The sequence below is a fragment of the Streptomyces sp. NPDC030021 genome (assembly GCF_055574035.1).
On record NZ_JBVIAH010000029.1, the window covers coordinates 85,238 to 99,138 of the forward strand.

Here is a 13,901-nt window from a genome sequence, read left to right on the forward strand (position 1 = left end):
CAGTGACGCGACGCAGGAGCGCCCTTGAGGGACCGGCCCGAACCGGAGAGACGATGGGACTGACGGGAAACCCCCGTACCCATCCCTGATGCCGGTCGAGAGGCTCCCGCTCCCCGAAGCCCCAGCCCGGCTTCCCGGCTCCGGGGCGACCGGACCGGCCCCGCCGCCCCGGAGCCGGGGGTGGGTGAGCAGCCGCCGCCCCGGGGTGGGGGTGCCGCGGGGGTGAAGGCCCCGCCCGCGCAGGCCCCGTACCCCCCGACCCCGCCCCCCTACAGCCTGCTCAGCGACGCCGCCGCGAACAGGACGTCGCGGATCGCCTCGCGGTCACCGTGCTGGCCCACCGCCGCCTCCTCCGGGGAGATGTGCCCGGCGGCCAGCTGGCAGAACTCGATGCCGTCCAGGGCGATCTCCGCCACCGTGCGTTCCGGCGACGGCTTCGCTCCCGGCGAGTCCAGCGCGATGTCCCAGCCTCCGCCGCCGGAGCCCTCGATCTCCAGGTGCAGGGTCCGCCCGGGCGCGCCCGCCGCGACCAGCCCCCGCGCCGGGGCCGCCAGTCCGGCGCGTCTGCGCTGCGCCAGCGCGCCCGGCAGGAGCCGCGCCGCCAGGTCGATCATCCGGTGCAGGTGCGGGCCGGCCGGCGGCTCGTACGGATAGTCCACCGCCTCCGCGATGTCCCACGCGTGCACCCAGCACTCGAAGGCCCGTTCCAGGAACGCGTCCCCGAGCGGCAGCGCGAAGCCGCCGTAGTCCACGGCCAGCTCGGCGACTCCCCGGCCGGCGAAGGACACCGTACGCACCAGCGTGTGGCCCTGTTCCCGCCACGGGTCACGGACCTGCCGCGTGACCGGGTACGGCGTCGCACCCCAGAAGTGCTCCGTCCGCACGGTCGGCCCGCCCTTCGGCGCGTCCGGACCCAGCGGGTCGTCGAGCCCGAGCGCCGAGGCGATCAGCCCGTCCACGGTCAGCAGATGGCCGATCACCCCCGCCACCGTGGTCCGGTGCGACCGGCGCCGCTCCTCCTCGAACCACTTGAGCCGCACCGGGGTGTGCCACTCCGAGTCCCCGAAGTCCTGCAGCAGCGCGTCGAGCCGCGCGGTCTCGGTGTCGTACGGATTCGCCCACACCGGCACCGGAATGCGGGCCGGCCGCTTGCCCAGGCAGTCCTCCAGGACGCGCGAGCGCAGCAGCGGTTTCAGGTCGAGGTTCTCCTCCGGGTGCAGCAGCCCCACCGCGTCGCGCAGCCGCAGCGCCTCCTCCGCGCAGGGCGCGCACTCGGTGAGGTGGTCCTCCACCGCCTGGGTCTCCTCGGCCGAGCAGGCCGCCAGTGCCCACGCCCCGAGCAGGGACTTCAGGACGGCGTGCGAGGGCGGAGGCGGCACCTCGGCCGGAGGCGGCACCTCGGTCGGCGGCGGCGGTGGCGGCATCGACCGCGGCGCGTGCCCCGGGTCGAGGTCGTCCGCGGCCCCGCGCGGACCCGGTATCCGCGCCTGGCCGCCGGGACGCGCGTATCCGTCACCGGGCGACTGGGGAGGGCCGTTCATCGAGGCGTTCCATATCCGGACCGGGCGGTTTCCTCCTGCGGGAGGGCGTTGGCGGTCGACAGCAACTGCAGCCCGAGCCGCAGCCTGCGCCGCGCCTCGTCCTCACTGATCTGCAGGTCGGCGGCGGCCTGCCGGTAGTCGCGCCGCTTGAAGTAGGCGAGTTCCAGCGCGGCGCGCAGGGGTGCGGGCATCGAGGTGACGATGTAGTCGGCGCGGGCGGCCGCGTTGGCGCTGCGCACCTTCTGCTCCAGCTCCTCGCGTGAGCCGCGGCCCAGTTCGGCCTGGCGCAGCCGGGCCACCGCCTGGCCCTGGGTGATCCGGGCGACCCAGGAGCGCATGGAGCCCTGCTTGGGGTCGTAGGCGTCCGGGTTCTCCCAGATGTAGCCGAAGACCTCGCGGGTGATCCGGTCCGCCGCCTTCTCGTCGCCCAGCACCCGGTGCGCCAGGCTGTGCACGAGCGAGGCGAAGCGGTCGTACAGCTCCCCGAGCGCGGCGGCCTCGCCACGGGCGAGCCGCTGCTGCATGCGGCGGTCCCAGCGCGGTGGTGCGTCCTTCGGCATGAATGCCCCCAGCCGTGTGTCGACTCAACGAATGTAGTGGGCACATGGCGGATCGCGCCTGTTTTGGAAGAACCTCACCCTGGAAGTGCGCCCTGCGTGATAGGGGCGTGGCAGGGCGTGAACGGTGGTACGCCCGACGGCACATGGGGACAGGTGTACGCGCCCCACCGCGCTCCCCGTGCGCGGGTTCGATGCGGCCGCCTCCTCGACCACTTCGCTTAACGCTCAGGCCACATAGGGCTTACGCTCCTGCCTTGTCTTGATCTGAACCCCACTGCACATGTGAAGGCGGAACGCCGAAATGGACAGCGCAGAATACGAGCGCAAGATCGCCGCCCGATTCGCCACCTTCGACCAGGACGGGTCCGGCTATATCGACCGGGAGGACTTCAGCGCGGCCGCGAAGGCCGTCCTGGCCGAATTCGGTACCACCGCCCGGTCGGACAAGGGCCAGGCCGTCTTCGCGGGCGCCGAGGCCTTCTGGCAGGGAATGGCCGGCATCGCGGACGTCGACGGGGACCAGCGGGTGTCCCGTGAGGAGTTCATCACCGGGGCCGCGAAGCGGCTGCGCGACAACCCGCAGCGGTTCGCGGAGATCGCGCGGCCGTTCCTGCGGGCCGTGATCGCGGTGGCGGACGAGGACGGCGGCGGCGCGACCCCGCCGAACGCGGCCCGGGTGCTGCGCGTCCTGGGCACCGCCCCGGAGCTGGCCACCCAGGTGGCGGCGGCCCTGGACGCGGACCGCGACGGCCGCATCTCGGAGGACGAGATCCTGGCGGCCTTCGCGGGCTACTGCGGAGTGGAAGCCCCCGACGCGTAACGCCTGCGGCGCGCCCGGCAGTACATCCCACAACCCAGCCTCGCCAGGGGGGTACCTCCCAGCGATAGCTGGGGGAGTTTGAGGCGCGGTGGGCCCGTGCGGGCCGGCTGCTGGGGGCGCTGCCCCCAGACCCCCGCGCCTCAAACGCCGACGAGGCTGTACTTGGCTACGCGAAGACGACCGTGCGGGCACCGTTGAGCAGCACGCGGTGCTCGCTGTGCCACTTCACCGCCCGCGCGAGCGCCTGGCACTCCACGTCCCGGCCGATCGCCACCAGCTGGTCCGGCGTCACCTCGTGGCCCACCCGCTCGACCTCCTGCTCGATGATCGGCCCCTCGTCGAGGTTCGCCGTCACGTAGTGCGCGGTCGCGCCGATCAGCTTCACACCTCGCGCGTGCGCCTGGTGGTACGGCTTCGCGCCCTTGAAGCTCGGCAGGAAGGAGTGGTGGATGTTGATGATCCGCCCGCTCAGTTCCGTGCACAGCTTGTCGGACAGCACCTGCATGTAGCGCGCCAGGACCACCAGGTCGACGTTCTCGGCGCGCACCAGCTCCAGCAGCTGCGCCTCCGCATCCGCCTTCGTGTCCTTCGTGACGGGGATGTGTACGAACGGGATGTCATAGGAGCCGACCAGTTCGGCGAAGTCGGTGTGGTTGGAGACCACGGCCGCGATCTCGACCGGCAGGGCGCCGATCCGCGTGCGGAACAGCAGGTCGTTCAGGCAGTGCCCGAACTTGGACACCATGAGGATGATCCGCATGCGCTCCTCGGAGCGGTGGATCTGCCAGTCCATCTTGAAAGAGTCGCCGATCGCGGCGAAGCTGGCGCGCAGCTTCTCGACCGTCACCGGGGGCTCGGCCTCGAAGTGCACCCGCATGAAGAAGAGCCCGGTCTCCCGGTCTCCGAACTGCTGGCTGTCCACGATGTTGCATCCGGTCATGAAGAGGTAACTCGACACGGCATGCACGATGCCCTGCTTGTCGGGGCAGGACATGGTCAGGACGTACTGGGGCTGGGCCTGGGCCTCGGTGTGCGGGTCGCTCATGACCGCACAGCCTTTCACACCGCGCGGGTGAGGATCTTCAACACATCGAGCGATGCGGGTCGCACGTCGGGGTCGTCCCCGTCGGCTTCCGCCAGTCGTACGTGCGCCTCGCGCGCGGCACGTACCGCCTCGGGCCACGCGTGGTGCTCCAGGTAGGCGGAGACGGGGGCGTCGGGCCCGACCTGGTGAAGGATGCGGAGCACCCGCAGCACGGCGAGGTCGACGACGGCCGCCTCCTGCGAGTCACGGAAGATCGTGCCGACGTACTTCTCGGCGGACCAGCTGTCGAGCCAGGTGTCCTCGACGAGCCGGTACACGGCGTCGGTGATGTCGCCGTACGCCTCGTCGCCGGTCAGCCAGGTGTCCTCGTGGAAGACCGGATCGGAAAGCATGTGCAGCGCCGAGCGCACGTTGCTGCGCCAGCGCCACCACGGCATGTCGTTGAGGGGCATGCCGCCCATGGTGGAGGAGCGGCCACCGCGTCGGGAAGAGTTCTTCGAACCTTGGGCGAATGTCACGCTTGCGATCGTACGTTCCTGTTCGGTGCGATCTTGAAGCGCCCATGGGGATCGCACCCCCCGCAATTCACCTGGGCGTCACCCGATGTTGTGTCCATCTCACTCGACAGTTACCGGTGGGGCGGAATGGTGCATGGACATGACCATCTCGCGACGCGCCGCATCCCGCTCCCGCACCTTCGTGGCCACGGCGATGGGTGCGTGTCTCATCGCCGGGTGCGGGGTGCTCCCCGGCGGCTCGGAGGGCTCCGGGGGAACCGTCACCGTCATGACTTTCGCCCCCGAAGACACCAAAGCGACGAACATGCCGGGAATGACCGGCATGGCCAAGGCGTACGAGCGCTGGGTGAATTCCAAGGGCGGGATCAATGGTCACAAACTGCGCGTACTGACCTGCGACGAGAAGAACACGCCCTCCGGCGCCGCCGACTGCGCCCGCAAGGCCGTCGCCGAGAAGGCCGTCGCCGTCGTCGGCTCCTACAGTCAGCACGGACGCGCCTTCATGGCCCCGCTGGAGGCGGAGGGCATCCCCTTCATCGGCGGCTACGGGGTCTCCTCCGAGGAGTTCCAGTCCCCCCTGTCGTACCCGGTCAACGGCGGCCAGCCCGTCCTCATCGCCGGCGCCGGCCACCAGCTGAGCCGCGCCTGCAACCAGGTCGCCCTGGTCCGCCCGGACACCCTCGCGGGCGACACCCTGCCGGTCCTGCTCAACGCCGGGCTGCGGGCCAACAAGATGGCGGACGCCTCCGACATCCGGGCCGCCGAGGACTCCGCCGACTTCGGACCGCAGGCCCGCGAGGCCCTCGCGCACACCAGCGGTACCGGCAAGGAGAAGGAAAAGGAGAAGGGGTGCGTGACCGCCGTCCTCGGCGAACGCACCGAGACCTTCTTCGACGCCTTCCGCCGGACCGACGCCCAGCGCAAGAAGCCGCAGATCTCCTCCGTCCTGGGCAGCGTCAGCCAGTCCCTGGTGGACCGCACGGGCGGCAAGGAGAGCCCCTTCGAGGGGGCGTACCTGACCAGCTGGTACCCGGTGGCCGCCGATCCCCTGTGGGAGCCCATGCGGAAGGTGGTCGCCGAGTTCGCCTTCGGCGACGACAACGTCGACCCCGACGACAGCGGGGCGCAGACCACCTGGATCGCGTACACCGTGCTCAGCGAGATCCTCAAGCGCCTCAAGGAGGACGAGCCCGTCACCGGCCGCGTGGTCAAGCGCGCCATGAACGAGGCGCAGCCGGTCAACACCGGAGGCCTCACCCCGGACCTGAGCTGGCGCTACCAGGACATGCGCGCCGTCGCCGGCTTCCCCCGCATCGTCAACGGCCGGGTCACCTTCCAGATCGTGCAGGCCGGGCGGCTGGTGGCGCAGCCCGGCGAGCAGTCCCTGGACATGACCCCGACCCTGGTGACGGCCCCGCCCATGGCCTGACGCGGAAGCGGGTCAGAGCTGGGACTTGTCCCGCTTGGTGAGGCCGTACTTGCCGGCGATCGCGTTCCACAGGGTCGCGGCGGACTCCTTGGCCTTCGTCGCCTCGCCGCTCGACTTGTTGCCTTCGGAGGCGTTCTTGGTGGCCTTGGCCTTGCCGTCCTTGCACTTGTCGTCGTCCACGTCGTCCGCCCAGGCCGCGTAGCTGTTGTCGGCGTCCGCGGAGGACTGCCAGGCCTTGGTCAGGGACGCGGACAGCTTCGCGTGGTCCGGGAGCTGGTCCAGCTTCAGCTCCTGGAGGCGGGTGACGAGCTCCTCGCGCTGGCGGGCCGCGTCGCGCAGCTCGGCGGCCGCCTGGTCGAGGTTGCTGCAGCCCTTGATGTCCTCCACGGCCTTGATCACCGCGGCCCGGCTGTCGTTGCTGTCCGCGAGGAGCTTGTCCAGCTGGACGGCCTGCGGGCGGGCCGGGTCGACGGGGGCCTCGCCGCCGGGGGCGGCGGTGTCGCCGCTCGCGGCCGGGGCGGCGGCGACCGCGCCGGGGTCGTTGTTCTGCGGCTTGTCGTCGGCGAGCAGCGAACCGACGCCGAGCCCGACGACGGCCAGGCCGATGACCACCGCGCCGATGATCGCGGGCGAGACCTTGCGCGCGGGCTCCGGGGGCGGCGGGGGCGGTGCGTACTGCTGCTGCGGGTGCGGCTGCTGGTACTGCGGCTGCTGCGGGCGGGGCGGCTGGGGGCGCGGCGGCGGCTGGCGCAGCACGGGCTCCTGGATCGGCGGCAGGTGCTGGGTGTGCCCGGCGGAGTCGTCGCCCCGGAAGAGCCCGTCGAACCCTTCTGCGGCGGGGACGGGCGGTATGTACTGGGTCGCCGCCTCCTCGTGCGCGGGAGCGGCCGGGACCGGCGGAATGTACTGCGTCGCCGCCTCGTCGTGTCCGGGGGCCGCCGGGACCGGCGGAATGTACTGGGTCGCCGCCTCGTCATGGCCGGGAGCGGCCGGGACCGGCGGAATGTACTGCGTCGCCGCCTCGGGCAGCGGGGGGTAGCCGTAGCCGTGCGGATCCCCCGGTCCCTCGTAGCCGGGCCCCACCACATGCCCGGGCGCGGCCTCCGGGCCGGGGTAGGCCTCCGGGCCGGGATAGGCCTGCGGATATCCGTACGCGGCCCCGGGCTGCTGCTGGTGCGCCTGCGGGTGCTGCTGCTGTGGCTGCTGCTGCTCCGGGTACGCCGGGTATCCGGACGCCGGGTCCGGACCCCACGGGGCACCCTGCTGGGGGGCGCCCCCTTGTCCGCTCTGCGTCACCGGGACTCCTTCTCCGACTCGCCCGACCCTACGGAACCGTCAGGTCACGCTACCCCGTCACGCACCGCCAAGGTGAGAGCACCCCGAACCCGTCTACGCCGTCACCTCCAGCCGTGCCGCGAACTCCCGCACCGCCGCCTCCGCCCGGTACGGCTCCAGCCGCGCCCGGAAGTCGTCCAGGTACTCCGCGCCCCGGTTCGAGCGGAGCCCCTCCAGCAGTTCCGCCGCCTGCGTCGCCGTCAGGCAGGCCTGTTCCACCTCCCGCTGCTGCACCTGCGCCGCCGCCAGCAGCAGCAGCCCGATGGCCCGGCGGCGCGCCTTGCCCGCCGGGAGGCCCCGCAGGGCCTCCTCCGCCCGCCTGGCCGCCGCGTCCGCCTGGCCCAGGTCGCGGTGGCAGTGCGCCAGCTCGTCCGCGAGGTACGCCGCGTCGAAGTGGCGGATCCACACCGGGTCGTCACCCGACTCCGGCTCCGCCCGCTCCAGCGCGCTCACCGCCCGCCCGGACAGCACCGCCGTCGCCCGGGTGTCCCCGAGCAGCGCGTGGCCGCGCGCCTCGGCCGCGTAGAACATGGCCTCGACCCGCGGGGTGACCTGCCCCCGCGTCCCCTCCTGGGCGGCCCGCGCCAGCTGCGCGATCTCCCGCGGGTTGCCCAGCTCGGCGGCGAGGTGGCTCATGGACGCCGCGAGCACGTAGCCCCCGTACGCCCGGTCCCCCGCCGCCTGGGCGAGGCGTAGCGCCTGGATGTAGTACCGCTGGGCCAGGCCCGGCTGGCCCGTATCCACCGCCATGTAGCCGGCGAGCTCCGTCAGCCGGGCCACCGCTGCGAACAGGGCCCGCCCGACGGGTTCCCGGTACGAGCCGCCGATCAGCCCGGACACCACCGAGTTGAGGTAGTGCACGACCACCGGCCGGACGTGCCCGCTGCCGAAGCGGTGGTCGAGGTCCTTGAGGGCCTCGGTGGTCGCCCGGACCGCCTCCACGTCCGGCATGCCGACCCGCGAGCCGCCGCTGCGGGCGACCTGGGTGTCGGCCCCGGTGATCAGCCAGTCGCGGCTCGGCTCCACGAGCGCGGAGGCGGCCACGCTGGAACCCGCGAGGAAGTCGCGGCGGCCGACGTCACTGCGCCACAGCTCGCAGACCTGCTCGATGGCGCCGATGACGGTCGGGGAGAACTGCAGGCCGACGCCGGAGGCGAGGTTCTTCCCGTTGGCCATGCCGATCTCGTCGATGGTGACGGTCCGGCCGAGCTTGCGCCCGAGCGCCTCGGCGATGATTCCCGGAGCCCGGCCGCGCGGCTGCTGGCCGCGCAGCCACCGGGCCACGGAGGTCTTGTCGTAGCGGAGATCGAGGCCGTGTTCGGCCCCGCACATGTTCACGCGCCGGGCGAGCCCGGCGTTGGAGCACCCGGCTTCCTGGATGAGCGCCTGCAGCCGTTCGTTCGGCTGGCGGGCGACGAGAGGCCTGGCTGCCATGAAAACCCCCTGCTGACCGCGGGTGATCCGTTGGAATGATCACTTCCCGCCTGATGTGCGGAGAATCTTCCGCTCTGCGTCGTGTCGCTACCCAACTCCGGCGCCCCGGCCTCCCACGCGCCCCCACGCGTGCATCAGTGCGCCCCGTATGCAGGATCGATGCTCCGCCCGCCGCCTGGTTTACGCCCGTAACCCCGGGTGACCCGAGGAGTTGTGATGGGCGTGGAAGAGACCATCGGAGTCACGGAGACCGCACCCATCCCCAAGCAGCGCGGCGAGCAGCTGCTGGACCATGCCGTGCGGTACGCGGAAGAACGGCACTGGGATGTCTTCGCCGGCACCTGGTTGGAGCCCGGGAACGGCCGCGAGCTGTGCTCCTGCGGGGCGGCGGACTGCCCGGCTCCCGGCGCGCACCCGGCGGTGAAGGACTGGGCGTCCCAGGCCACCGGCAGCGCGGTGCAGGTCCGGCGGATCTGGGCGAAGCACCCGCAGGCCTCGATCCTGCTGCCGACGGGCCGGACGTTCGACGCGCTGGACGTGCCCGAATCGGCCGGGTTCCTCGCGCTGGCGCGGCTGGAGCGGATGGAGCGCACCCTCGGACCGGTCACCCTCACGCCCGACCACCGGATGCTGTTCTTCGTCCTGCCCGGCGCCGGCGTCAAGGTGCCCGACCTGGTGCGCAAGCTGGGCTGGCCGGCCGCCACGATCGACCTGGTGACGCGGGGCGAGGGCGAGTACGTGGCGGCGCCGCCGACCCGCTTCGGCGGCCGGGGCTCGGTCCAGTGGGCGCGGCGGCCCACGCCGGCGAACCGGTGGCTGCCGGACACGGAGGAGCTGATCGACGCGCTGGCGTACGCGTGCGGCAGCGAGGCCGCGGCGGAACGCAAGCGCCGCCAGGGCTGACCCCGGACCCCGGACCTCGGAACCCAGCACCCAGCACTCGGAACTCGCCTGCCGGACCTGCGGAATCAGGGCGAAAACTGATGACATAAGTAACTGCTCAGGCCTCTCCCCCTCCTCCTATGGTGAAGAAGGAACGACCAACGGGGACGTGATGAGAGGCAGGCGCATGCCGGACCAGGGCGATGCGACGGGTGGGACGTACGGAACGGGTGGCGTGCGATCCGCGCCGCCCGCCGTGCGGGTGGAAGGTCTGTGGAAGCGGTTCGGCGACCAGGTGGCCGTCTCCGGGATCGACCTGGAGCTGCCCGCCGGGCAGTTCATCGGTCTCGTGGGCCCGAACGGCGCTGGCAAGACGACCACGCTGTCGATGGTGACCGGGCTGCTGCGCCCGGACATGGGGCGGGTCCACGTCGCGGGGCACGACGTGTGGGCGGACCCCACCGAGGTGAAGGCGCGGATCGGCGTGCTGCCCGAGGGCCTGCGGCTCTTCGAGCGGCTGTCGGGGCGCGAACTGCTCGGCTACATGGGCCGGCTGCGCGGGCTGCCGGGCGAGGAGACCGACAAGCGGGCGACGCAGCTGCTGGACGTCCTCGACCTCGCGGGCTCGCAGCACAAGCTGGTCGTGGACTACTCGACCGGTATGCGCAAGAAGATCGGCCTGGCGGCGGCGCTGCTACACAACCCCGAAGTGCTCTTCCTGGACGAGCCGTTCGAGGGCGTCGACCCGGTGTCGGCGCAGACCATCCGCGGGGTGCTGGAGCGCTACACGACCTCCGGCGCCACGGTCATCTTCTCCTCCCACGTGATGGAGCTCGTCGAGTCGCTGTGCGACTGGGTGGCCGTGATGGCCGCCGGCCGGATCCGCGCCGCGGGCCCGCTGGCCGACGTACGGGGCTCCGCGCCCTCGCTGCAGGCCGCCTTCCTCGAACTGGTCGGCGCGCACGGGCGCGACGCGGCCGGGGACTCGCTGGACTGGCTCGGCGGCGGCTCCGGGGCGGGATCGCGATGACCTCGCCCGCCAACCCGGCCGCCGGCCCGGCCGGCACAGTGACCACTCCCGCCACCGGGGCCACCGGGACCGCAGGGTCCACGGGGTCCACGGGGTCCACGGGGTCCACGGGGTCCACAGGGTCCACAGGGACCTCGTCCGTCGCGTCGGTCCCGCTGACCCCGGTCTTCGTCCGCCTCAAGCTGTCGCTGCTGCGCAATGGCCTGAAGGGCTCCTCCAAGCGCAAGGCCGCCTACTTCTCGACGCTCGCCTTCGCCCTGGTCGTCGGCCTCTTCGTGACGCTCGGCCTGGCCCTGCTGCACGGGAACGCCCACGCGGGCACCGTCGTCGTCCTGCTGGCCGCGATCCTGGCCCTCGGCTGGGCCTTCATGCCGCTGTTCTTCCCCACCGGGGACGAGACCCTCGACCCGAGCCGGCTGGTCATGCTGCCGCTGCGCCCGCGTCCTCTCGTACGGGCCCTCCTCGCCTCCTCGCTGGTCGGCATCGGGCCGCTGTTCACCCTGTGCCTGGCCATCGGCTCCGTACTGGCCGTCGCGCGCGGCGCCGCCGGCGCGGTGGCCGCCGTGGTGGCCGCCCCCCTGCTGGTGCTCGGCTGCGTGACCCTCGCGCGGGCGGTGGCCACGGCCAACGTGCGGCTGCTGACCAGCCGCAAGGGGCGGGACCTGGCCGTGCTCAGCGGCCTGCTGATCGCGGTGGGCGGGCAGCTGGCCAACTTCGCCAGTCAGAGCCTGTTCCAGGCGGGCGGCCTGGCCTCCCTGGAACCCGTCGAGGCCGTGGTGCGCTGGCTGCCGCCGGCCACCGCCGTCGGCATGGTGGACTCGGCGAGCGAGGGCGCGTACGGGGTGGCGGCTGCCCAGCTGGCCCTGACCCTGGCCGCCGTGACCGCCCTCCTGTGGTTCTGGGAGCGGAGCCTGACCCGGCTGATGGTCACCCCGGACGGCTCGACCATCACGGCGGCCCGCCCGGCGAAGGACCGCGGCGCGGGCGGCCTGTGGTCCCTGCTGCCCGCCGGCCGGACGGGCGCGACCATGCAGCGCACGCTGCGCTACGCCGTCCGCGATCCGAAGACCAAGGCGTCCTGGGTGACCGCGCTGGCGATCGGCCTGATCGTCCCCGTCTTCAACGCCCTCCAGGGCTCGGGATCCGTCTACCTCGGCTGCTTCGGCGCGGGCATGCTCGGCATGCAGATGTACAACCAGTTCGGCCAGGACACCTCCGCCTTCTGGATGGTCGCGCAGACCATCTCCTCCACGCGCGACGCGTACGTGGAACTGCGCGCGCGGGCCGCCGCGCTGGCCCTGGTCACCGTCCCGTACACGATCCTGGTCACCGTGATCACGGCCGCGGTGATCGGTGATTGGTCCGCCTTCCCGGCGGCCACCGGCGTGGCCCTGGCCCTGCTGGGCTCGATGCTCTGCACGGGGGCACTGGCCTCGGCCCGCTTCCCGTACTCGATCCCGTCGGACGGCGCTTTCAAGAACGTCGCCCCGGGGCAGGCCGGGCTCGCCTGGGCGGGCATCTTCGCCGGGCTGCTGGTCTCGGCGGTGGTCTCCGCCCCGGTGATCGCCCTGACGATCTGGCTCACGGCGGACGGCCACCGGGACATCTCCTGGATCGTGCTCCCGCTGGGCGCTGCCTGGGGCGCACTGGCCACCTGGACGGGTCTGCGACTCGCGGCCCCGACGGTGGCGCGCAAGCTCCCGGAGATCCTGTGGGCGGTCAGCAAGGGCTGACCGCCGATCACCGACCACCGACCACGCCGGAACGGGCCGGCCTCCCCTCCCCTCGCGGGGGCGGAGGCCGGCCCGTTGCCGTGGGTCCGGCGTCAGTTGGCGGCGAGCAGGACGAGTACGGCGATCGAGCCCGCGAGGCGACGACGTGCCGGAGGTTCGGCCACCGCGATCCCGGCGGGGGCCCAGGTCTCGTGCCCGCCGGCGTCGAGCCGCATGCCGTTCTCGGCCATGACGGTGGTGCGCACCCCCTGCCGCCCCAACTCGGCCTCGACGGCGGCCTGGGCGCGGGCGCCGTAGCGGCTGCGGACGACGGGGATGCCCAGGAAGGCGACGGCGACGGACCTGATTGCCGTCAGCCGGCGCCGGGGCGGAGTCTTCGGGCGGTCAGGGGGCCTCGGCCTTGATGCCGTCGAGGAAGGGTTCCAGGACCTCGCGCCAGGCCGTCGGCTGGTCGTAGTGGAGGTAGTGACCCGCGTCGGGGATTTCCGCGTACTGGCCGGCCGGGAGGACGCGGACCATTTCCTGGGCCTCGGCCCGGCCCAGTTCGCCGTCGAGGCCCCGGACCACCAGGGTCGGGCAACGGACCTGGGCGAGCTCCTCCCAGTGGGCGTCGTGGACCCAGGTCTCGCGGGCCGTCAGCATCTGGCGGCGGGAGAAGAGCGGGCGCCAGCCGTCCGACGCCTCGTGCATGACCTCGGCGAAGAAGGCGCCGCGGCCGGGGTCGGGGCGTTCCACCCGGGGGTCGTCCTCGCCGAACCAGCGGCGGGCCGCGTCCTGGGTGGGGAAGGGGAGGGGCCAGTGGTGGAACCAGTCCTCCCATTCCTGCTGGGAGGCCGCGCCCAGGGCGGAGGCGCGCATGTCGCAGATGACCACGGCTTCGACCAGGTCCGGGCGGCGGGCCGCGAGCTGCCAGGCGGTGAGGGCACCCATGGAGTGGCCGATCAGCGTCACGGGGGCGAGGGCGAGCTGCTCGACGGCCGCTTCGGCGTCGGCCACGAAGGCCTCGCGGCCCAGGGGGGTCGGGGTGCCGTCGCGGGCGGCGGGCGGGCGGGCGCTCTGGCCGTGTCCGCGCTGGTCCAGGGCCACGACGCGGCGGCGCTCGCGGAGCCAGCGGGCGGTGCCCGCCCAGTGGAAGGCGCGGCCCATCAGGCCGTGCAGTAACAGCACCCCGGGGCGGGTGTCGGGCTCGGCCTCTGCTTCGCGGAATTCCCAGGCGGCCAGGCGCACGCCTTCGGCCCCTGTCACATCGACGCGCTGTACCACCGCAGATGCACCCCCTTCGCTCCCCGCCAGACTATCGAACCCTTATTCGAAAACGGGTTTCTCGCCGACAACACCGCTCTTTCGAGTGACCTTGCTCAAGGATTGACCGCCGCTGCCGATGGAGATCCTTTCAACAGGGAGGCGGGCCGATCGGGGAAGACGGTCCGAGGGGACGACCTTGAGAGCTCGGGGCTCCAGGTCACAAGGGGAGGACCGGTCCCGGCGCCGAAAGGCGCCGGGACCGCCCACACCAAAGGCTGGTCGGCCGTACGGGTCACGACCCGTGGGGCAGGACCCCCCAGGGCAAAACT

At 72.6% G+C, this 13,901-nt stretch carries 13 protein-coding genes; 5 read left to right on the top strand and 8 right to left on the bottom strand.

Annotated features, from left to right (window positions below; translation table 11 throughout):
* Nucleotides 1-269: 269 nt before the first annotated feature.
* The gene (locus tag ACZ4YL_RS37435) at nt 270-1,541 is read right to left on the bottom strand and encodes a zf-HC2 domain-containing protein (protein ID WP_468122670.1); all 1,272 of its coding nucleotides are present in this window, start codon (nt 1,539-1,541) and stop codon (nt 270-272) included.
* Nucleotides 1,538-2,101 carry a sigma-70 family RNA polymerase sigma factor gene (locus ACZ4YL_RS37440; protein ID WP_030732432.1) on the bottom strand — a complete coding sequence of 188 codons (564 nt, stop codon included), beginning with the start codon at nt 2,099-2,101 and terminating at the stop codon, nt 1,538-1,540. Before ACZ4YL_RS37440 ends, ACZ4YL_RS37435 begins: the two co-directional genes overlap by 4 nt.
* A 301-nt stretch (nt 2,102-2,402) precedes the next feature.
* Between ACZ4YL_RS37440 and ACZ4YL_RS37445 the strand changes: the two genes are divergently transcribed.
* The gene (locus ACZ4YL_RS37445; protein ID WP_389123507.1) at nt 2,403-2,921 is read left to right on the top strand and encodes an EF-hand domain-containing protein; all 519 of its coding nucleotides are present in this window, start codon (nt 2,403-2,405) and stop codon (nt 2,919-2,921) included.
* A gap of 166 nt (nt 2,922-3,087) precedes the next feature.
* Here the strand turns inward: ACZ4YL_RS37445 and purU are convergent, their stop codons facing one another.
* The gene (purU, locus tag ACZ4YL_RS37450; RefSeq protein WP_393785258.1) at nt 3,088-3,966 is read right to left on the bottom strand and encodes a formyltetrahydrofolate deformylase; all 879 of its coding nucleotides are present in this window, start codon (nt 3,964-3,966) and stop codon (nt 3,088-3,090) included.
* A 14-nt stretch (nt 3,967-3,980) separates the two neighbouring features.
* Entirely contained in the window at nt 3,981-4,427 is a 447-nt protein-coding gene (locus ACZ4YL_RS37455) for an SCO4402 family protein (protein ID WP_301374636.1), read from the bottom strand.
* 196 nt (nt 4,428-4,623) lie between these two features.
* On the opposite strand from ACZ4YL_RS37455, the gene ACZ4YL_RS37460 reads away from it, so the two are divergent.
* Nucleotides 4,624-5,913 carry an ABC transporter substrate-binding protein gene (locus ACZ4YL_RS37460; protein ID WP_468122672.1) on the top strand — a complete coding sequence of 430 codons (1,290 nt, stop codon included), beginning with the start codon at nt 4,624-4,626 and terminating at the stop codon, nt 5,911-5,913.
* Between the two features lie 12 nt (nt 5,914-5,925).
* Here the strand turns inward: ACZ4YL_RS37460 and ACZ4YL_RS37465 are convergent, their stop codons facing one another.
* Together ACZ4YL_RS37465 and ACZ4YL_RS37470 are read right to left on the bottom strand one after the other, a co-directional pair.
* The gene (locus ACZ4YL_RS37465; RefSeq protein WP_468122673.1) at nt 5,926-7,209 is read right to left on the bottom strand and encodes a ferritin family protein; all 1,284 of its coding nucleotides are present in this window, start codon (nt 7,207-7,209) and stop codon (nt 5,926-5,928) included.
* A gap of 93 nt (nt 7,210-7,302) precedes the next feature.
* Nucleotides 7,303-8,682 (bottom strand): transcriptional regulator, encoded by a 1,380-nt coding sequence (locus tag ACZ4YL_RS37470; protein WP_468122675.1) that lies wholly within the window; start codon nt 8,680-8,682, stop codon nt 7,303-7,305.
* Between the two features lie 222 nt (nt 8,683-8,904).
* Here ACZ4YL_RS37470 and ACZ4YL_RS37475 point away from each other — a divergent pair, with 222 nt between their 5' ends.
* The 3 genes from ACZ4YL_RS37475 (at nt 8,905) to ACZ4YL_RS37485 (ending at nt 12,327) form a co-directional block, all read left to right on the top strand.
* Nucleotides 8,905-9,585, top strand: a complete 681-nt coding sequence (locus ACZ4YL_RS37475; protein WP_468122687.1) for a bifunctional DNA primase/polymerase — start codon at nt 8,905-8,907, stop codon at nt 9,583-9,585.
* 166 nt (nt 9,586-9,751) lie between these two features.
* The gene (locus ACZ4YL_RS37480) at nt 9,752-10,594 is read left to right on the top strand and encodes an ABC transporter ATP-binding protein (RefSeq protein ID WP_468122676.1); all 843 of its coding nucleotides are present in this window, start codon (nt 9,752-9,754) and stop codon (nt 10,592-10,594) included.
* Nucleotides 10,591-12,327: a transporter gene (locus tag ACZ4YL_RS37485; RefSeq protein ID WP_468122678.1), complete on the top strand. Its 1,737-nt coding sequence runs from the start codon at nt 10,591-10,593 to the stop codon at nt 12,325-12,327. Before ACZ4YL_RS37480 ends, ACZ4YL_RS37485 begins: the two co-directional genes overlap by 4 nt.
* Nucleotides 12,328-12,419: 92 nt before the next feature.
* Here the strand turns inward: ACZ4YL_RS37485 and ACZ4YL_RS37490 are convergent, their stop codons facing one another.
* Together ACZ4YL_RS37490 and ACZ4YL_RS37495 are read right to left on the bottom strand one after the other, a co-directional pair.
* Nucleotides 12,420-12,572: a hypothetical protein gene (locus ACZ4YL_RS37490; protein ID WP_468122680.1), complete on the bottom strand. Its 153-nt coding sequence runs from the start codon at nt 12,570-12,572 to the stop codon at nt 12,420-12,422.
* Between the two features lie 139 nt (nt 12,573-12,711).
* Nucleotides 12,712-13,590 carry an alpha/beta fold hydrolase gene (locus ACZ4YL_RS37495; protein WP_468122681.1) on the bottom strand — a complete coding sequence of 293 codons (879 nt, stop codon included), beginning with the start codon at nt 13,588-13,590 and terminating at the stop codon, nt 12,712-12,714.
* Nucleotides 13,591-13,901: the final 311 nt, after the last annotated feature.